The organism is Micromonospora sp. NPDC023814, from assembly GCF_040639595.1.
Lineage (GTDB): Bacteria > Actinomycetota > Actinomycetes > Mycobacteriales > Micromonosporaceae > Micromonospora.
Window position 1 is genome coordinate 31,888 of the sequence record NZ_JBFAAF010000021.1, and the last position, 18,096, is coordinate 49,983.

The 18,096-nt window shown below is 74.7% G+C and carries 22 protein-coding genes; 13 read left to right on the top strand and 9 right to left on the bottom strand.

Translation table 11 applies throughout. The features are described 5' to 3' along the window. Nucleotides 1-97 precede the first annotated feature (97 nt). Nucleotides 98-871 carry an enoyl-CoA hydratase-related protein gene (locus AB0G14_RS14015; protein ID WP_357697173.1) on the bottom strand — a complete coding sequence of 258 codons (774 nt, stop codon included), beginning with the start codon at nucleotides 869-871 and terminating at the stop codon, nucleotides 98-100. A gap of 99 nt (nucleotides 872-970) precedes the next feature. Between AB0G14_RS14015 and AB0G14_RS14020 the strand changes: the two genes are divergently transcribed. Next, nucleotides 971-1,447, top strand: a complete 477-nt coding sequence (locus AB0G14_RS14020; protein WP_357697175.1) for a DUF6232 family protein — start codon at nucleotides 971-973, stop codon at nucleotides 1,445-1,447. Here the strand turns inward: AB0G14_RS14020 and AB0G14_RS14025 are convergent. After that, the gene (locus AB0G14_RS14025) at nucleotides 1,387-1,758 is read right to left on the bottom strand and encodes a hypothetical protein (RefSeq protein WP_357697177.1); all 372 of its coding nucleotides are present in this window, start codon (nucleotides 1,756-1,758) and stop codon (nucleotides 1,387-1,389) included. The genes AB0G14_RS14020 and AB0G14_RS14025 overlap by 61 nt on opposite strands. Before the next feature lie 282 nt (nucleotides 1,759-2,040). On the opposite strand from AB0G14_RS14025, the gene AB0G14_RS14030 reads away from it, so the two are divergent. Then, entirely contained in the window at nucleotides 2,041-2,520 is a 480-nt protein-coding gene (locus AB0G14_RS14030; protein ID WP_357697179.1) for a DUF6232 family protein, read from the top strand. Nucleotides 2,521-2,616: 96 nt separating this feature from the next. Next, the gene (locus AB0G14_RS14035; RefSeq protein WP_357697181.1) at nucleotides 2,617-3,387 is read left to right on the top strand and encodes a hypothetical protein; all 771 of its coding nucleotides are present in this window, start codon (nucleotides 2,617-2,619) and stop codon (nucleotides 3,385-3,387) included. A gap of 85 nt (nucleotides 3,388-3,472) precedes the next feature. On the opposite strand, the gene AB0G14_RS14040 is transcribed toward AB0G14_RS14035, so the two are convergent. Both AB0G14_RS14040 and AB0G14_RS14045 read right to left on the bottom strand, forming a co-directional pair. Next, a complete protein-coding gene (locus AB0G14_RS14040) occupies nucleotides 3,473-4,369 on the bottom strand; it encodes a ribokinase (RefSeq protein WP_357697183.1) in 897 nt (298 codons plus the stop codon). Between the two features lie 20 nt (nucleotides 4,370-4,389). After that, a complete protein-coding gene (locus AB0G14_RS14045; RefSeq protein ID WP_350704664.1) occupies nucleotides 4,390-5,232 on the bottom strand; it encodes an ABC transporter ATP-binding protein in 843 nt (280 codons plus the stop codon). Between the two features lie 131 nt (nucleotides 5,233-5,363). On the opposite strand from AB0G14_RS14045, the gene AB0G14_RS14050 reads away from it, so the two are divergent. Further along, the gene (locus tag AB0G14_RS14050; protein WP_357697186.1) at nucleotides 5,364-6,374 is read left to right on the top strand and encodes an ABC transporter ATP-binding protein; all 1,011 of its coding nucleotides are present in this window, start codon (nucleotides 5,364-5,366) and stop codon (nucleotides 6,372-6,374) included. Further along, entirely contained in the window at nucleotides 6,371-7,390 is a 1,020-nt protein-coding gene (locus tag AB0G14_RS14055; protein WP_357697188.1) for an ABC transporter permease subunit, read from the top strand. The genes AB0G14_RS14050 and AB0G14_RS14055 overlap by 4 nt, the downstream gene beginning before the upstream one ends. Before the next feature lie 192 nt (nucleotides 7,391-7,582). On the opposite strand, the gene AB0G14_RS14060 is transcribed toward AB0G14_RS14055, so the two are convergent. Next, nucleotides 7,583-8,758: an ROK family transcriptional regulator gene (locus tag AB0G14_RS14060; protein WP_357697190.1), complete on the bottom strand. Its 1,176-nt coding sequence runs from the start codon at nucleotides 8,756-8,758 to the stop codon at nucleotides 7,583-7,585. A gap of 167 nt (nucleotides 8,759-8,925) precedes the next feature. Here AB0G14_RS14060 and AB0G14_RS14065 point away from each other — a divergent pair, with 167 nt between their 5' ends. From AB0G14_RS14065 to AB0G14_RS14080, 4 genes are all read left to right on the top strand, one after another. After that, complete coding sequence (locus tag AB0G14_RS14065) at nucleotides 8,926-10,377, top strand: glycoside hydrolase family 3 N-terminal domain-containing protein (RefSeq protein ID WP_357697192.1); 1,452 nt, start codon at nucleotides 8,926-8,928, stop codon at nucleotides 10,375-10,377. Nucleotides 10,378-10,546: 169 nt separating this feature from the next. Next, entirely contained in the window at nucleotides 10,547-11,140 is a 594-nt protein-coding gene (locus tag AB0G14_RS14070; protein ID WP_357697194.1) for a hypothetical protein, read from the top strand. Further along, the gene (locus tag AB0G14_RS14075; RefSeq protein ID WP_357697196.1) at nucleotides 11,137-11,631 is read left to right on the top strand and encodes a DCC1-like thiol-disulfide oxidoreductase family protein; all 495 of its coding nucleotides are present in this window, start codon (nucleotides 11,137-11,139) and stop codon (nucleotides 11,629-11,631) included. The genes AB0G14_RS14070 and AB0G14_RS14075 overlap by 4 nt, the downstream gene beginning before the upstream one ends. Further along, complete coding sequence (locus AB0G14_RS14080) at nucleotides 11,594-12,292, top strand: TetR family transcriptional regulator (RefSeq protein WP_357697199.1); 699 nt, start codon at nucleotides 11,594-11,596, stop codon at nucleotides 12,290-12,292. The genes AB0G14_RS14075 and AB0G14_RS14080 overlap by 38 nt, the downstream gene beginning before the upstream one ends. Before the next feature lie 225 nt (nucleotides 12,293-12,517). Here the strand turns inward: AB0G14_RS14080 and AB0G14_RS14085 are convergent, their stop codons facing one another. Next, on the bottom strand, nucleotides 12,518-13,180 hold the full coding sequence (locus tag AB0G14_RS14085; RefSeq protein ID WP_357697201.1) for a GNAT family N-acetyltransferase: 663 nt from the start codon (nucleotides 13,178-13,180) through the stop codon (nucleotides 12,518-12,520). Between the two features lie 356 nt (nucleotides 13,181-13,536). Between AB0G14_RS14085 and AB0G14_RS14090 the strand changes: the two genes are divergently transcribed. Further along, nucleotides 13,537-13,734: a DNA repair protein gene (locus AB0G14_RS14090; protein WP_357697203.1), complete on the top strand. Its 198-nt coding sequence runs from the start codon at nucleotides 13,537-13,539 to the stop codon at nucleotides 13,732-13,734. A 121-nt stretch (nucleotides 13,735-13,855) separates the two neighbouring features. After that, nucleotides 13,856-14,374: a hypothetical protein gene (locus AB0G14_RS14095; RefSeq protein WP_357697205.1), complete on the top strand. Its 519-nt coding sequence runs from the start codon at nucleotides 13,856-13,858 to the stop codon at nucleotides 14,372-14,374. 118 nt (nucleotides 14,375-14,492) lie between these two features. On the opposite strand, the gene AB0G14_RS14100 is transcribed toward AB0G14_RS14095, so the two are convergent. The 3 genes from AB0G14_RS14100 to AB0G14_RS14110 all read right to left on the bottom strand — a co-directional run bounded on the left by AB0G14_RS14100 (nucleotide 14,493) and on the right by AB0G14_RS14110 (nucleotide 16,342). Continuing rightward, nucleotides 14,493-15,224 carry a Clp protease N-terminal domain-containing protein gene (locus AB0G14_RS14100; RefSeq protein WP_357697208.1) on the bottom strand — a complete coding sequence of 244 codons (732 nt, stop codon included), beginning with the start codon at nucleotides 15,222-15,224 and terminating at the stop codon, nucleotides 14,493-14,495. A 131-nt stretch (nucleotides 15,225-15,355) separates the two neighbouring features. Beyond that, nucleotides 15,356-15,556, bottom strand: a complete 201-nt coding sequence (locus AB0G14_RS14105; protein ID WP_357697210.1) for an MbtH family NRPS accessory protein — start codon at nucleotides 15,554-15,556, stop codon at nucleotides 15,356-15,358. Between the two features lie 162 nt (nucleotides 15,557-15,718). Continuing rightward, nucleotides 15,719-16,342: a TetR/AcrR family transcriptional regulator gene (locus tag AB0G14_RS14110; RefSeq protein WP_357697212.1), complete on the bottom strand. Its 624-nt coding sequence runs from the start codon at nucleotides 16,340-16,342 to the stop codon at nucleotides 15,719-15,721. Nucleotides 16,343-16,432: 90 nt separating this feature from the next. On the opposite strand from AB0G14_RS14110, the gene AB0G14_RS14115 reads away from it, so the two are divergent. Next, nucleotides 16,433-17,386: an ABC transporter ATP-binding protein gene (locus AB0G14_RS14115; protein ID WP_357697214.1), complete on the top strand. Its 954-nt coding sequence runs from the start codon at nucleotides 16,433-16,435 to the stop codon at nucleotides 17,384-17,386. Beyond that, nucleotides 17,370-18,095 (top strand): ABC transporter permease, encoded by a 726-nt coding sequence (locus AB0G14_RS14120; protein ID WP_357697216.1) that lies wholly within the window; start codon nucleotides 17,370-17,372, stop codon nucleotides 18,093-18,095. Before AB0G14_RS14115 ends, AB0G14_RS14120 begins: the two co-directional genes overlap by 17 nt. Nucleotide 18,096: the final 1 nt, after the last annotated feature.

The following is an 18,096-nucleotide window of genomic DNA, read 5'->3' on the forward strand; positions in this document are numbered from 1 at the left end:
GTCCTCGGCTCGGCGCGTGAAGGGTCCACGTCGGTGGTGGACGCCTCACGGTCGGCGAGCCACTGGGCCGGCGGGCGCACCGCCGGCCCAGCGCCGGTCAGCGGCCGGTGAAGTCCGGCTTGCGCTTGGCCACGAACGCCGCCATGCCCTCGCGCCGGTCGTCGGTGGCGAAGAGCGCCGCGAAGAGCTGGCTCTCCCACGCCAGGCCGGAGTTGAGGTCCATGTCCAGGCCGCCGTCGACCGCGAGCTTCGCGGCGCGCAGGGCCTGCACCGGGCCGGTGAGGTACGGGCGCACCAACTCGACCGCGGCGTCGTAGACCTCGGCGGCCGGGGCCACCCGGTCGGCCAGCCCGATCCGCAGCGCCTCGTGGGCGTCCACCATCCGGCCGGACATGATCAGGTCCTTGGCGCGGGCCGGGCCGACCAGGCGGGCCAGCCGCTGGGTACCGCCCGCGCCGGGGATGATGCCGAGCTTGATCTCCGGCTGGCCGAGCTTCGCGTCCTCGGCGACGACCCGCCAGTCGCACGCCAGCGCCAGCTCGCAGCCGCCGCCCAGCGCGTAACCGGTGATCGCGGCGACGACCGGCTTCGGGATCCGGGCGATCGCGCCGAGCGCGCTGGACAGGTCGGCCGCCCGCTCCGCCATGTCCACGTAGGACATGTCGGCCATCTCCTTGATGTCCGCGCCGGCGGCGAAGACCTTCTCCCCGCCGTACACGATGACGGCGCGGACACCCGGGTCCGCGGTGGCCGCCGCGGCCGCGGCGCGCAACTCCTCCTGCACCTGGGTGTTCAGCGCGTTCATCGGCGGCCGCTCCAGCCGGATGGTGCCGATGCCGTCCTTGGTCTCCAGCCGCACGAACTCGCCCACGCTGGCCCTCACTTCCTCGTCGAAGTCGCGAGCCAACCTTACGGCGCGGGCCGTCGGGGAAAGTAGTGTGGTGTCAGGCCCGCCACCGGGAGTACCGCCATGATCACGTATTACGACGACAGGTCGGTCCAGATCACGTCCACCGCCGTCCGCGTGGACGGCCGCACGTTCCGGCTGACCGACATCAGCATGGTCTGGCACCGGCGCGGCAGCCGGTCCTGGCGGGTGCTCGCCGGCCGGGGCGCGATCGGCGCGGCGCTGGCCGGCCCCCTGGTGGCCGCCGCGCTCGGCATCGCGCTGGCGCTCAAGCTGGACCGCTCCCTCACCGTCACCGTCGCCATCGTCGGGGCCTCGGTGCTCGTCGGGCTCGCGGTCGGGCCGGTCGCCGACTTCCTCTTCGAGCACCTGGACCGCTCGTACGCGCGGGGCAGCCGGCAACTGGAGATCTGGGCCCGCTGGCGCGGCCAGCCGGTGCGGCTGCTGTGCACCGGCGACGCGCTGCGCTTCGGGCAGATCTACCGGGCGGTGCAGCGGGCGGTGGAGGCCGGCCAGCCGGTGACGCCCCGCCGTCGCTGAGAGTCGATCGGCTCGGCCGGCAGCATGGCGAGGCCGCGCACCAGCCCGTGGAGATCCTGCTCGCCCCAGAGCTGCACGATCCGCCCCTCCGCCAGCCGGCGCATCTTGCTGGCGCCCTGCACCGCGGCCTCCCCGGTGGCGTCGCGCCGGTAGGTCTGCGCCAGCGAGACCACGACGCGGCCGGCGGCGAAGAGTGCGTGGGTCCGTTGGTCGAGCACGGTCAGCCCGGGCGACGCGACGGCCTGCTCGACGAAGTGCCGCCCCCGCACCTGCTGGCCGGAGCCGTGGATCTGCACGTCCTCGGCGGCCACCGCGCGCACCTCGGACAGGTTCCTTGGTGACGGACGCGCGCGGCGTCGGTCGACGGGGTGACGTCGACGGGATGGCGTCGATGGGGTGGCGTCGCCTCGCCGCCGCTGTCGAGCTGCCCCTACGGATGGGGCGGGGGCAGCCGTCGCGGACGACCGGAGGCGGTCCTATCCGCGGGGCAGCTCGACAGCGTGGACCCGACCACTCCCGCGCCGGAGCCCGGCCGCACCGGGCACCGTCCACTTCGGCCGGCCACAGACGCGGCGCAGCGGTTAGGCTTAGTGATGACCCTCTATTACCGGGACGACGCGGTGCAGGTGACCTCGGAGTCGATCCGGGCCGGAGGCCACGCCGTCGCGATCGCCGACGTGACGTACGTCTGGCACGCGCAGGGGCCGAAGACGCTGGCGGTACGCGGCCGGGTGCTGGGTCGCGGCGTCCTGGTCCTGCTCCTCTCGCTGCCCCCGCTGATCGCGGTGGTCTGCGTGCTCGCGCTGGCCTGGTCGGCGCAGGACCGGGGCGAGTGGCAGCTGGCACTGGTCATCCTCGCCGCGTGCGTGGTCGGCGCGCTGGCCCTGGCCCCGTTCCTGGAGATCCCGCTCGGCTGGCTCGACCGCTCGTACGAGCGGGGCAGCAAGGTGCACGAACTCTGGGTGCAGCACCACGGCCGCGAGGTGCTGCTGCTACGCACGCCGGACGCGCTGCGGTTCGGGCAGATCTACCGGGCGGTCCAGCGCGCGGTCGAGCAGCACACGGAGTCCTGACCCGGGGCGCCGCCCGGAGGCTCGCCCTGGGGCGCCGCCCGGGGGTCGCGTTGTGCCGCCCGGCGGTTCGGGCGCGGGCGACGCACACTTGGTGCCATGGTGATTCCCCTCCCCCGGCCCGCCGCGGTCGTCGGTCTGACCCGCTCCGCCCTCGACCAGGCCCTCGGCTCGGCGGCCTCGTTCGCCGCCGTGCCGGCCCGCGCGTTCGCCGTGCTGGACTCCGTGGAGGCGCTGCTGACCCGGATCAACGGGGTGGTGGACCGGATCGACGGCATGGTGGAGCGGGTCGACGGCATGGTGGACCGGGTCGACGCCACGGTGGGCCGGGTCGACGGCATGGTGGACCGGGTCGAGCAGACGCTCGACCGGACCGACCAGGTGCTCGCCGACGCCGACGCCGCGGTGCGGGAGGTGCCCGTGATCAGCGCCGCCGCGACCGCCGCCATCGGGACGGCGACCGAGGTGACCGCCGCCGCGTCCGTGGTGGTCAGGGAGGCCGAGTCGGTGGCCGGTCGGGCGGCCGGCGCCGTGGGCACCGCGGCGGAGGCGGCCGCCACGGCCGCCGAGCTGCTGACGGCGTACGAGCCGGCGTTGCGCCGGGCGGCGCCCATGGCGAACCGCTTCGTCGAGCAGCTCAGCCACGAGGAGGTGACCGCCGCGATCCGGCTCGTCGACGAACTGCCCAAGCTCAAGCAGCACCTGACGGCGGACATCCTGCCGATCCTGGCCACCCTGGACCGGGTCGGCCCGGACCTGCACGACCTGCTCGACGTCACCCGCGACCTGAAGCTCGCCGTCGCCGGCATCCCGGGGTTGGGCATGCTCCGCCGCCGGGGCGAGAAGCTCAGCGACGACGCGGAGGCGTGAGCGGCGGTCAGCGGCTCGGCCCAGGGCGGGGCGGCCACGGCCCCGTTCACCGGGGCCCGGTCGGCGCCGATCCGCCCGGGCCAGATCAGGCGGGCGTGTAGAGCTCCTCGATCTCGGCCCGGCTGGGCAGGGCCGAGGAGGCGCCGAGCCGGCGGGCGCAGGCCGCCCCGGCCGCCGCCGCCCAACGCACCGCGTCGACGAGGTCCCGGCCCTCGCCCCAGGCGACCGCGAGGGCGGCGGTGAAGGCGTCCCCGGTCGCCGTGGAGTCCACCACGTCGACCTTGACCGCCGGCACGTGCACCGCCGTACCGTCCCGGTCGCCGTACCAGGCGCCCTGCGCGCCGAGCGTGAGCACCGCCCGGGGCACCAGGTCGAGCAGGGCCGACGGATCGTCCCTACCGCGCCCGGTCAGCGCCTGCGCCTCGGTCTCGTTGACCACCAGCAGATCCGTCGCCGCGAGCAGCTCCGGGGGCACCGGCACGGCCGGCGCGGCGTTGAGCACCACCAGGCTGCCGGCCGCCCGGGCGACGGCCGCCGCCCGGGTCACCGTGCCGACCGGGATCTCCAGCTGGGCGAGCAGCACGTCCGCAGTGCGTACGGCCGCCAGCTCGGGCTCGGTGAGGTGGGTCATCGAGGCGTTCGCGCCCGGGGTGACGAGGATGGCGTTCTCGCCCTCGGCGTTGACCATCACCAGCGCCACCCCCGACGTGCCGTACGTCGTGCGGAGCTGGTCGGTGTCGACGCCGGCGGCGGCGATCCGGGCCCGCAGGGTGACGCCGAACGCGTCGGAGCCGATCGCCCCGAGAAAGGCGCAGGAGGCGCCGGCGCGGGCCGCGGCGATGGCCTGGTTGGCGCCCTTGCCGCCGGGCACCATGACGAAGCCGGTGCCGAGCAGGGTCTCCCCCGGCCGGGGCAGGGCGGGGGCGGTGCCCACCAGGTCCATGTTGGCGCTGCCCACCACGACGACCCTGGTCTGCCGCACGCCGACCTCCTCCTGGCGCCTCAGGCGGCGCGGGCGGTGTACCGGTCGCCGGAGCGCTCGACCACCAGCGGCAGCCCGAAGGTCTTGGAGAGGTTGTCCCCGGTGAGGGTGTCACCGAGCAGCCCCTGGGCCACCACCTGGCCGTCGCGCAGCAGGAGCGCGTGGGTGAAGCCGGGCGGGATCTCCTCCACGTGGTGGGTGACCAGCACCAGCGCCGGGGCGTCCGGGTCGTACGCCAGCTCGGCCAGCCGGGCCACCAGGTCCTCCCGCCCGCCCAGGTCGAGCCCGGCCGCGGGCTCGTCGAGCAGCAGCAGCTCCGGGTCCGTCATCAGCGCGCGGGCGATCTGCACCCGCTTGCGCTCCCCCTCGGACAGCGTGCCGTAGGCGCGGTCGGCGAGGCCGCCGATGCCGAGCTGGCTCAGCAGCGCGCGGGCGCGGGCCTCGTCGCCGCTGTCGTAGCTCTCCCGCCAGCGCCCCAGCACCGACCAGGCGGCCGTCACGACCACGTCGCTGACCCGCTCGTCGGCGGGCACCCGCTCGGCGAGCGCGGCGGTGGAGAGCCCGATGCGCGTGCGCAGCTCGTTGACGTCGGTGCGGCCGATGCGCTCGCCGAGCACGTGGGCGGTGCCGGTGGTCGGGTGCAGCCGCCCGGCGGCGAGGTTGAGCAGTGTCGTCTTCCCGGCGCCGTTCGGGCCGAGCACCACCCAGCGCTCGTCCAGCTCGACCCGCCAGTCCAGGTCGTGCAACAGCGCCGTGCCGGACCGGCGTACGCCGACGCCGTCGAGGCTGACCACCAGATCCGCGTCCACGGGCGCGGGCGCGGCTGCGGCGCCGCCGGCGCCGGGGATCAGGTCACCAGTCACCCGACCATCCAACCACGCAGCGCCGCGGCGCCCCCCACGGGCGGCGCCCCGGTCGTAGGGTGAGGCGCCGTGTCGTTGGTCACCACACTCGAAGGACGGTCCATGCCCGGTCGGAACACGGAGCCGCGCTGGTGAGCGCGGTCATCGAGATCGAGGGTCTGCGCAAGACCTTCCGCAGCCTGCGGCAGGGGCGCCGGGTGGCGGTCGACGGTTTCGACCTGCTGGTGGAGTCCGGCCAGATCCACGGCTTCCTCGGCCCCAACGGGTCGGGCAAGACCACCACGCTGCGCGCCCTGCTCGGGCTGGTACGCGCCGACGCCGGCCGGATGACGGTGCTGGGACGGACCTCGCCGGAGCAGCTGCCCCAGGTGGCCGGGCGGGTCGGGGCGATCGTGGAGAGCCCGCAGTTCTTCGGCAACTTCACCGGGCACCGCACCCTGCGCCTGCTCGCCCGGGCCGGCGGCGTGCCGGTCGCCCGGGTCGACGAGGTGCTGGAGCAGGTGGGCCTGCGGGACCGGGGCGACGAGCGGGTCAAGGGCTACTCGCTGGGCATGAAGCAGCGCCTGGCGGTGGCCTCGGCCCTGCTCAAGGACCCGGAGCTGCTGATCCTCGACGAGCCGGCGAACGGGCTGGACCCGGCCGGCATCCGGGAGATGCGCGACCTGATGCGCTCGCTGGCCGAGGCCGGCGTGACCGTGCTGGTCTCCAGCCACATCCTGGCCGAGATCCAGCTGATCTGCGACCACGTGACGATCATCTCGCGGGGCCGGCGGGTAGCCGCCGGGCGGGTCGACGAGGTGCTGGCCGGCTTCGACCGGCACGAGCTGCTGGTGCGGGTGGACGACCCGGAGCGGGCCGCCGAGCTGCTGACGGCGGCGGGGCTGGCGGTGACCGGGCACGACGACCACCTGGTGGTGGGCGACGTGGACGACGCCGCCACGGTCAGCCGCACGCTGGGTGAGGCGGGCCTGTGGGTGCGCGAGCTGACCCCGCTGCGGCCCGACCTGGAGAGCGTCTTCCTCGAACTGACCGGCACGGCGGCGCACCCGACGGTCCCCCGTCAGGTGGACGACTCGGTGCTGCCCGACCAGGGGCCCCGGGAACCGGTGATCGACCTCGACGCGAGCGGAGTGGACGCGTGAACCTGGTCCGTGCCGAGCTGGAGCGCCTGGGTGCCCGGCGCTTCGTGCAGCTCATGGTCGTCCTGCTGGTGCTCGCGTTCGGCGTCACCGCGGCGACCACCCTCGCCGGCTCCCACCGGCCCACCGCCCAGGAGATCCTCGACGCCGAGCAGCAGGCCGCCGCGGCGCGCAGCGAGCTGGAGCGCACCCACCAGCTCTGCCTGGACCGGCAGCGCGGCGCCATCCGGGTGGACGAGGTGCAGGAGTACATCCCGGACGACTGCAGCGAGGTCGACCCGGCCCGGATGGAACGGGCCCCGGTGGCCGCCGACTTCCTGACGGGGGTGTTCACCTTCGCCGAGGAGGCCCGGCCGCTGCTCTACTTCCTCGTCGCCTTCCTGGTGCTCTTCGGCTTCCTGGTCGGCGCCTCCTACATCGGCGCCGACCTGAACTCCGGCGGGGTGGTCAACCTGCTGCTCTGGCGGCCCCGGCGGCTGACGGTGCTCGGCGCCAAGCTGGGCACGCTGCTCGGCGCGACGGCGCTGCTGTCGCTGGTCGCCTCGGTGGCCTACCTCGGGGCGTTCTGGCTGATCGCCCAGCTCGCCGGGCGCCCCGGGCGGCTCGACGGGGAGTTCTGGCGGTCGCTGGGCGCGACCTGGGGATGCGGCATGGTGCTGGTGCTGCTGGTCACCGCGATGGGGTTCGCCATCGCCACCCTGGGCCGGCACACGTCCGCGGCGCTCGGCGCGGTCGCCGGCTACCTGGTGGTGTGGGAGCTGGGGGCCCGGCTGGTGATGGAGATCCTGGACGTCGTCAAGGTGGACCTGTACATGCTCTCCAGCTACGTGGCCGCCTTGCTGAACGGCAAGGTCGAGTTCTGGGACGCCCAGGCGTGTGCCACCGGGTTCGGGTTCTCCGATTCCTGCACCGGCCTGTACACGCTGACCTGGCAGCCGTCGCTCGTCCTGCTGCTCGGGCTGACCGGGGCGTTGACGGCGGCCGCCTTCACCGTGTTCCGTCGACGCGACCTGATGTGACCTGCGGCGACACCGCGCCCGGGTGCGGCAAGACCTTGCAGCACCCGGGCTGGTGATGAAATATTCCTTCACATGACGCGCGGCCGGCCCCGACCCCGCCGGCCCGGCCCGGCGGGGTCCGCCGAGCATCCGGTCGGTGGCCCGCACGCCGCGCCCGGGCCGGCCGACGCCGCGCCGCCCCGTCGCCGGCGGTCAGCCGATCGTCGAGCCGAAGACCTCGTCGCGGACCGCGTCCAGCGCCGTGCGCAGCGCGCCGCGCAGGATCGGCTCCTCGGTCAGGCCGGTGGGCACCACCCGGGGCCGGACCAGGGTGATCGCCGCGACCTCGTGCTGCACCCGCTCCGCCAGCGCCGCCCCGCCGGCCTGGCCGACCTCACCGGCGAGCACCACCAGCGGCGGGTCCAGCACCACGCAGGTGCTCGCCACGCCGAGCGCCAGCCGGCGGGCCACCTCGTCGAGCATCGGGCCGCCGGCCGTGCCGTCGGCGACCGCGGCCCGCACGGCGGAGGCGCCGCTGTCGTCCGGGTAGCCGTGCGCCCGGGCCAGCTCGCGGACCGCCTCCGCGCCGATCAGCTGCTGGAACGCGGGCTTCGCCCGGCGGGAGACGTCGCGCGGGATGGGCGCCCCGGGCACCGGCAGGTAACCGATCTCGCCCGCGGCGCCGCTGCTGCCGTGGTGCAGCCGGCCGCCCAGCACGATCGCCAGGCCGACGCCCGCGCCGACCCAGACCAGGACGAAGTCCGTCAGCCCCTGGGCCGCGCCCGACTGCGCCTCGGCGACCGCCGCCAGGTTGACGTCGTTCTCGAAGACCACCGGGGTGTGCAGGTCCTCCCGGAGCGCGGCGAGCAGACCGCTGTGCCAGCGTGGCAGGTTGAAGGCGAAGGTGATGTCGCCGGTGCCCGGGTCGACCAGGCCGGGGGTGCCCAGCACGATCCGCCGTACGCTCGACAGCTGCGCCCCGGCGCTGCTCGCGGCCTGGACCACCGCGTTGTGCACGACCCCGACCGGGTCGTCGGTGTCCCGGGTCGACTGCTCGACGCGACCGATCACGGCGCCGGTGATGTCCGCGCAGGCCGCGACCACCCGGTCGGCGCCGACGTCCACGCCGACCACGTGCGCGCTGCCCGGCCGCACGGCATAGAGCTGGGCGTTCGGTCCCCGCCCGCCGGCCTGCTCGCCGACCCGGGTGACCAGCCCCCGCTCCTCCAGCCGCTCGACCAGCTGGGAGGCGGTGACCTTGGACAACCCGGTCAGCTCGCCGAGCCGGGCCCGGGTCAGCGGCCCCTGCTCCAGCAGCAGCTCCAGCGCGGCGCGGTCGTTGAGCGCCCGCAACAGGCGGGGGGTGCCGGGCAGCCGGGTCGAACTCATGCCACGTCCTCTAGTTTTGTTAAACCTTGCTAACTGTAAACGGACCTGCAAACGGGTAGCCGTAGCGTATCGGCCGCCCGGGACCGGGGCGCTCGGCCGACCCGGTACGTCGCCGACCGCCGCCGGTACGACATCCGTGCCCTCGGGCACCGAAAGGGGAAGATCACGTGGGGCTCGATCCAGGACTGCGCCGGCTCGCGCTCGGCACGCTGCTCGCCGCGTACCCGGGGCCGGTCCCGCCGGACTGGGCGGTCGACCTGGTGGCCGAGGGGCTCGCCGGGCACACCCTGTTCGGCACCAACGTCCACGACCCGGGGCAGCTGGCGGCGAGCACCGCCGCCCTGCGCGCGGGCCGGCCGGACGTGCTGATCGCGATCGACGAGGAGGGCGGTGACGTCACCCGGCTGGCGCACGCCACCGGCAGCCCGTACCCGGGCAACGCCGCACTCGGCGCGATCGACGACGTGGCGCTGACCCGCCGGGTCTACGAGGCCATCGGCACGGAGCTGGCGGGCCTCGGCATCACCGTCGACCTCGCGCCGACCGTGGACGTCAACACCGCCGACGAGAACCCGGTCATCGGCACCCGCTCGTTCGGCGCCGACCCGGTGCGGGTCGCCGCGCACTCCGCCGCGGCGGTCGCCGGTCTCCAGGCCGCCGGGGTGGCCGCCTGCGCCAAGCACTTCCCGGGGCACGGCGCGACGGTCGCCGACTCCCACTACGAACTGCCCACCGTGGACGTGCCGCTCGACGTGCTCCGCGAGCGCGACCTGCCGCCCTTCGCCGCGGTCGTGGCGGCCGGCGCGCAGGCCGTGATGACCGCGCACATCCGGGTGCCGGCGCTGACCGGCGACGGCCCCGCCACGTTCAGCCGGGCGGTCCTGGTCGACCTGCTGCGCGGCGAGTACGGCTTCACCGGCACCGTCATCACCGACGCGCTGGAGATGAAGGGTGCGGCCGTGGCCGCCGGCGGGGTGGGCCCCGCCGCCGTACGGGCCCTCGCCGCGGGCGCCGACCTGCTCTGCATCGGCGCCAAGGTCGACGCCGAGCTGGTCGAGCGGGTGGTCACGGAGATCGTCGGCGCGCTCGCCGACGGCCGGCTGGACCGGGCCCGGGTCGAGGAGGCGGCCGGCCACGTCGCGACGCTCGCCGCGTGGACCCGGGCCACCGGCGCGACCTCGGCCGCGCCCACCGAACTCGGGTACGCCGCGGCACGGCGGGCCGTCCGGGTGGAGGGTGCGCTGTCCGGCCTGGACCGCCCGCTGGTCGTGCAGCTGCACGCCGCCTCGACCATCGCCGAGGGACGGGTGCCGTGGGGCCTCGGCCCGCACCTCGACGGCGTGGAGGAGCTGCGCGTGGTCGCGGCCGAGACCGAGCCGGCGACCCTGCGCCGGCTCGCCGGGGACCGGCCGATCGTGCTGGTCGGTCGCCACCTGCACCGCCTGCCGGGCGGCCCCGAGCTGATCGCCGCGCTGGCCGCCGCGCACCCGGTGACCGTGGTCGAGATGGGCTGGCCGGCCCAGTGGCGGCCGGCGGGCGTACGGGCGTTCGTCACCACGTACGGCGCGAGCCACGCCAACGGCCGGGCGGCGGCCGAGGTGCTCGGCCTGGCCGGCTGACGCGGGCGGCGGCACCCCGGGCCCGGGCCGGCGGCTTGACGGCGCGGGCCCGGGGTGCGCCGTCGGAATGACCGACCCCTGGCATCGCGCCACCCACTCTTGAACGCGTTCAAAGAGTGCCCTACGCTCATGGCAACGAACTTGAACACGTTCAAGAAGGGCGTCGGCGATGGACACCAAGGTCTGGATGTACCTGGTCTACCTGGCGGTCAGCATCGGGCTGACCGTGTGGGTGGCCCGGGCGCTCTCCCGCAACGGGCTGGTCTTCCTCGAGGAGGTGTTCGCCGACGAGCGGCTGGCCCGGGCGGTGAACAGCCTGCTCGTGGTCGGCTTCTACCTGCTCAACCTCGGCTACGTCACGGTGGCGATGAAGCACCCCGACCCGGTCGGGTCCACCGCCCAGGCCATGGAGGAGCTCTCCCTCAAGATCGGCCTGGTGCTGCTGGTGCTGGGCGCGCTGCACTTCTTCAACGTCTTCGCGCTCGGCCGGTACCGCCGGGGCCGGCTGCGCCAGCTCGCCACCCATCCGCCGCTCGCCCCGGTCGGCCGGCTGCCGATGCAGCCCGCGCCCCGCGGCCCCCACCCGGCCGCCGCGGCCGGCCCGCAGCCGGTCGGCTACCCCGGCAGCTTCCACCCCGGCAACCCGCAGCCCGGCGGCCCACGCCAGCCCGTCGGCACGCAGCAGCCCACCGGCACCCAACAGCCCGCCGGCCCGACCGGCCCCGGGCCGGAGGCCGGCCCCGGCACGCCGCCGGCCCGATGACCGTCCCGCCCGGCGACGGAACGGGCGGGGTTCCGGATGCCACCGCGCACGGGGGCGGTGGCATCCGGGGGTTCACCGTCCTCTACGACGCGCACTGCCCGCTCTGCCGCGCCGCCCGCCGCTGGCTGGCGTCCCGCGCCCAGCTCGTACCCCTGGAGTTCGTGCCGGCCGGCTCCGCCGAGGCCCGGCGGCGCTTCCCCGAGCTGGACCCCGACGCGACGCTGCGCGACCTCACCGTGGTCGCGGACACCGGCGAGGTGTACGCGGGCGACGGCGCCTGGTTCGCCTGCCTGTGGGCGCTGGCCGACCACCGGGGCGCCGCCGAGCGGCTGGCGCGCCCGCACCTGCTGCCGCTCGCCCGCCGGTTCGTCGCCGCCGCCGCGTCGGTACGCGAACGCGTCCGCGACCCGTGGGCGGAGCCGGTCGACGACCCGGCGGGATACGGTGACCCCGATGACCGAGCAGACTGCGCCGACGACCGCTGCGGGTGAGCCGGCCACCGCCCGGGGCGAGCAGACGCGGCAGCTCATCCTGGACACGGCGATGCGGCTGTTCCAGGAGCGGGGGTACGCCCGGACCACCATGCGCGCCATCGCCCAGGAGGCCGGGGTGGCGGTGGGCAACGCCTACTACTACTTCGGCTCCAAGGACCACCTGATCCAGGAGTTCTACGCCCGCGCCCAGCTCCAGCACCGGGCGGCGGCGCAGCCGGTGCTCGACCGGGAGTCCGACTTCGCCGCCCGGCTCGCCGGGGTGCTGCACGCCGGCATCGACGTGCTCACCCCCTCGCACGACTTCGCGGCGAGCTTCTTCAAGACGGCGGCGGAGCCGACGTCCCCGCTCAGCCCGTTCTCCGCCGAGTCGTCCGCGCCCAGGCAGGCGGCCGTCGACCTCTTCGCCGAGGTCCTCGACGGCTCGACCGCGAAGGTGGACGCCGAGCTGCGCCCCCACCTGCCCGAGCTGCTGTGGCTCGCGTACATGGGGGTGGTCCTCTACTGGGTCCACGACCGGTCCCCGCAGCAGGCCAAGACCCGGCAGCTCATCGACGGCGCGGTGCCGTTGGTCGACCGGCTGGTGGGGCTGTCCCGGTTGCGGGTGCTGCGCCCGGTCACCCGGCAGGTGCTCGACCTCATTCGCACGCTGCGTCACTGACCCGCCGCGCCGCCTTGGCACGTTCCGCCCCAGGTCAAGTCCACTTCTGGACAGTTCCCACCGCCCGCCGGCATCTTGCCGAACAGCCCATCAATACGTAGCGTAATCGGCACACACGGCGACCGGCCCCGCAATGCCCGTCGCCGGCACGGGGACCTGGGGGAGGGCTGCGGGCCGTGGATCCGGCCCGGGATCCACGGTCCGCGCCCCGCCCCCACCGTCGAGTCAGGGCGGGTACACCCCGAACGACCGCCAGCCCCGGTCGGGGAAACCGGCCGCCTCGGCGACCCGCGCGGAGGCCGCGTTGGCGCGGTCGTGCAGGTAGGTCGGGACGGCCCCCTCGTCGAGCACCCGCCGGGCCGCCTGCGCGACCAGCCGCCGGGCCAGCCCCCGCCCCCGCGCCGCCGGCACCGTCCCCACCGCCAGCTCGTGGCCGTACGCGTCGTGTCGCTTCACCCCCACCCCGGACAGGTACCGGCCACGCTCGTCGCGCACCACCAGCACGGGCCGGTCGAAGAGCCGGAGCCAGGACGGCAACCCCGGCGAGGCCGGGGACACCCACTCCCCCACGTCGGGCAGCGGGGCCGGGGCCACGCTCCACCGGAACACGTCGTCGTGGACCGCCCAGCCGGGCTGGCCGACCGTCGCGGGCAACTCGGGCAGGAACCGCCCGGCCCGCCGGCGAACCAGCTCGCGGACCGCGTCCACCCGGTCCGGCGGTACGGAGAGCACGGTGCTCGCCCCGGCCGCGACCGCGATCGCCGGCCGAAGCCGACCGTCCCAGGCCGGCCGGGCCCGCCGGCGCGACCCGACCACGTGCAGCGCCGGGCCCGCCGGCCACTGGCCCAGCCAGGTCGCCAGGTGCAGGTGGAGCCGCCGGTCGAGCATCGAGTCACCTTCCCCGCGGCCGGCCCACGGCAGCCGCCCGCGCGGACGCCGCCGGGGTCGCTCGCCGCGCTCGGCCCGAGCGCGGTCCGCGCCCCGGCCCGTCCGCCGATCACCGTACGCCGGACGGTTGCCGCTCGGCGCACCGTTCCGATCAATGGGCCCGCCGGCCTCATTGCCGGGCTTCGCGCCTCAGACGCACCGACGTCGGTTCAAGCGCGCGGCGGGCGGGTACAGATGCAGGACATCGCCGATGGACGCCGCCCCGAGGTCCGGCGCGGTCGCGGGAACCCGAGGCATCGATCGAGCGTCATATTCATTTCCATACATGTACAACTTTTTTTGGGACGGTAATGGTCATGCCGAATCAGCCGAATGACCGGTACCAGCAGGAGACCGAGCGGCTCTGGCGCGCGCCCGGGGCCGCCGGACGGTTCCCCGCACAGCCGCCGTACCGGGGCAACCGCGGCGCCACCCGGACCGAGGCGCTCTCCTGGGGAGAGCTGAACAAGCTGCCGGCCGGCACGTCCACCCGCCGCAACCTCAACCCGCGCTGACCCGGACCGCCCCGCCGGGCGCGACGACACACCCGGGGCGGTCCAGCGGCGGCTTTCGCACACCTGTCGGGTAATTTCTTGTGGTCCGCAACCCCGACCCACGACAGGAGAAGCACCGCGCATGGGCAAGAAGACGATCCACGTCTCCGACTTCACCGGCACGGTCATCCAGCCCCACGACGAGGTGGTCCGCGTCGTCGTCCTGGAACACCCTGACCTGGTGGCCGGGCCCGTGCAACTGGACGCCACCCCGGCCGAGGTGGAGAGCATCGACGACGCCGCGCTCGACGTCGCGGTGGTCGAGATCCACGACCGGCACGGCGGCGACGAGCCCCGGCGGGTGGTGCTGACGGCGAGCGAGTTCGACGCCATGGCCACCGACGTGCCGATGGCGCAGCTGCTGCGGACCGCCGAGCGGGTCCGCCCGCCGAAGGCCCGCAAGAGCGCCGAGAAGGTCGACTACGGCACGATCGAGCACGCCGGCAAGCCGCACCGGGGCCGGGTCACCGAGGAGGAGGCCCGGCTGGTGCGCGAGCAGCTCGACGAGGTCAACAAGCGCCTCGCCGACGCCGGGATCCGCCAGGTCGACCCCGCCGACCCGGAGCACGCCGCCCGGTACGGCTTTCCCACCGCCTCCTGAGTCGCCGTGGCGGCAACCGGCGTCCGGCGCGCTCCCGGACCCGGCACGTCGCCGCCGAGGCGCCCCGGACGCTCGTCGCGGCGGCACCCGACCGCCGCGACGAGCGTCGACCCTCCCGTCAGCCCTGGGCGCCCGTCGCGGCGGCCTCGACCGCCGCGACGAGCGTCGACTCGGCGGTGGCCTTGTCGACGCCGAGGTCGGCGAGCACCCCGCTGCCGTTCTCCAGCTCCAGCAGGGCGAGCAGGATGTGCTCGGTGCCGATGTAGTTGTGGCCCAGCCGCAGCGCCTCGCGGAAGGTCAGCTCCAGCGCCTTCTTGGCCTGCGCGTCGTACGGGATCAGGTCGGGGACCTCGGCCGACGACGGCGGCAGCGCGGCCGTCGCGACCTCGCGCACCCGCTCCAGCGGTACGCCCTGCGCGACGATCGCCCTCGCGGCGAGGGCGTCCGGCTCGCTGAGCAGCCCCAGCAGCACGTGCTCGGGGCGGATCTCGGCGTGCCCGCTCGCGCGCGCCTCGTTCTGCGAGGCCATCACGGTGTTGCGGGCGCGCGGGGTGAACCGGCTGAAGCCCTGTTGCGGGTCCAGCGTCGCCTCGGTGGCCTTGGGCACGAAGCGCTTCTGCGCCGCCTGCTTGCTGACGCCCATGCTCCGCCCGATGTCGGTCCACGAGGCGCCGGAACGCCGCGCCTGGTCCACGAAGTGGCCGATCAGGTGGTCGGCGATCTCGCCGAGGTGGTCGGCGACGACGACCGCGCCGGCGAGCTGGTCGAGGGCGTCGGTGTGCGCCTTCTTGATCGCCTGGATGAGGTCGTCGAGCCGGACCGGGTTGCTCATCTGCGTGTGTTCGGTCATGCGTCAACGATAGGTTGACGCACCCTTGTCGTCAACCCCGGGTTGACGACACCTCGCGGGCGACGGGCTGCGGCGAACCGCTGCCGCCCCGGCACCGCCCGGTGGCGGCGGGCCGGTGCGGCGACGGTCGGTCAGGCCGCGCTTCCGGCCGTCCGCAGGCTGGCCGGGCGCATGTCCGTCCAGACGCTCTCGATGTGGCTCAGGCACTCCTCCCGAGAGCCGCGGAAGTCCACCGCCTGCCACCCGTCCGGCACCGGTCGATCGGCCGCCCAGATCGAGTACTGCTCCTCGGCGTTGCGGACGACGACATACTGCTCCGCTTCGAAACTCATCCCGCGTCTCCCCGTCACGAACCGGTCACTGAAGATCACTGGTACCGCACGACCCTATCCAGCCGCCGCGGCCGGGGCAACGACGACCTTCACTCGACTCGCGGTGCCGGGCGACCCGGCCCCCCGGCACCAGCGGCAGCCCCGGCCCCTGGCGGCAGCGGTTCAGCTCCCGCCGTCGGGGTGCGGCGCGTCGCCCGACAGCGGCCGGACGAGGAGCTCGAACGCCTCGGCGTACCACGTCTCCGGCACCGACTCCGGGTCGACGAGGCGCTGGATGCTCAGCCCGATGTCCAGACCGAGGAGCAGGGTCGCCGTACGGGCCACCAGCGCGGGATCCGGCCCGTCGGCCCGGGCGGCCAGGTGGGCGGCGATCCCGGCGCGGGTGCGGCGCAGCGCCTCGATGTAGCGGGGACGCACCCGCGGATTACGCATGGCGGCGATCCAGAACTCCATCATCAGCAGCGCGAAGTCGGCGTTCTCCCCGGCCCGGTCGCCGGTCGAGTTGGCCGAGCTGAGGGCGGCGAACGCCTGCACCATGTCGGACTCACCGGCGTCGACCTGGGTCAGGTCGGTGCCGATGAGGTCCAGCTGCCGGTCCAGCAGGGCGAGGATGATGTCCTCCTTGTTGCGGAAGCTGGAGTACACCGCGCCCTTGGTCAGCCCGGCCGCCGCGGCGATGTCGTCCAGGGAGGCGGCCGGCCCGCGCTCGGCGAGCAGCCGCTGCGCCGCGTCGAGCAGGCGGTTCCGGTTGTGCCGCTGCCGCTCCTGGCGCCCCATTCGTTCCATCAGGCGACTCTCCCGTCGTTCCGCTTGACCAGAATCTCCGCATTCCGCATACTCGGCGGTATCTGAATACCGACCAGTATCGGAGATGTCATGGTGCTGCGCGTGGACCATGTCTGCAAGGAGTATCGCGGAGGGGTGCGGGCCAACGACGACATCAGCATCCGGGTGAACGCCGGCCAGGTGTACGGCCTGCTCGGCCACAACGGCGCCGGCAAGACCACACTGGTCAACCAGGTCGCCGGGCTGATCAAGCCGACCAGCGGCACGATCCGCATCGGCGACGGCGACCCGGTCGCCGACCCCGGGTTCGCCCACCGGGTCTGCTCGGTGCAGCCGCAGGCCCAGGTGCCGCTGATGGGCGTCACGCCGCGCCAGGCCATCACCCTGGTGGCCCGGATCCGGGGGGCCGGCCGGGCCGAGGCGGCCGCCGCCACCCAGCGGCTGCTCGAGGCCCTCGACATCACCGAGTGGGCCGACACCCCGGCCGAGCGCCTCTCCGGCGGCGTCCGCCGCCTCGCCGCGTACTGCCTGGCCGCCGTGCGACCGGGCCAGGTGATCGTGCTCGACGAGCCCAGCAACGACGTGGACCCGGTGCGCCGGCGGCTGCTGTGGCAGCAGGTCCGGTCGCTGGCCGACGACGGGGCGGCCGTCCTCCTGGTCACCCACAACCTCACCGAGGTCGAGCGGATCCTCGACCGGCTCTCGGTCCTGGCGCACGGCCGCGTGGTCGCCGAGGGCACCGTCGCCGACCTGCGGGCCGGCGCCGGCCCGGCGCTGCGGCTCGACGTGAGCCTGTCGACCGGCAGCGACGAACCCGCGCCCCCGCCGTTCGCCGGGCAGCCCCCGCGCCGGGACCGGCAGCGGCTCGTGTACGCCCTGGACACCGCCGACGCGGTGGCCGCCACCGAGTGGGCGGCCCGCATGCAGGCCGCCGGCACCATCGAGGACTTCTCGCTGTACCCGATGCGGGTCGAGGACATCTACCTCGCCCTCGAAGAGCACCAGACGACCCACGAGGAGGTCGACGATGTCGTGGCTCCGTAGCTACGCCCTGCTGCTGCGCTGGAACGCGCTGCGGCTGCGCTTCCTGCTCCCCCTCTTCGCGATCGTCTCCGCCGGGCTCTCCGTCGGCATCATCGTCGGCTTCGCGTACCTGCTGCCCGACGTCGACGCGACCAGCGCCGCGTTCCTCGCCACCGGCGGCCCCACCATCGGGCTGATCACCGTCGGGCTGGTGATGGCCCCGAACATGGTGGCGCAGAGCAAGTTGCAGGGCAGCTTCGAGTTCGACCAGACGCTGCCCGTCCCACCGCTGGCCTCGGTCGCCGCCGGGGTCACCGTGTGGATCCTGGGCGCGCTGCCCGGGCTCGTGCTGTCGCTGCTGGTCGCCGCGTTCCGCTTCGACCTGCGACTGGACCCGAGCCCGCTGGTGATCCTCGCCGCCCTGCTCGTCGCCCTGACCGCCACCACGCTCGGCTACGGACTGGCCCACGCCCTCCCGCCGGCCGCGGTCGGCCTGGTGACCCAGCTCGTCGTCTTCGTCACGCTGATGTTCTCCCCCGTCAACTTCCCCGTCGACCGGCTACCGGGCTGGTTGCAGGCCGTGCACGTCGTGCTCCCGTTCCAGTACATGGCGCAGAGCGTGCGCGAGGCGCTGGTCGGCGGCATCAGCGGCACCCCGTACCTCGTGATGGGCGCGTGGTGCCTGGTCGGGCTGGTGGTGACCTACCGGCTGATCGTCCGGCGGCCCTGAC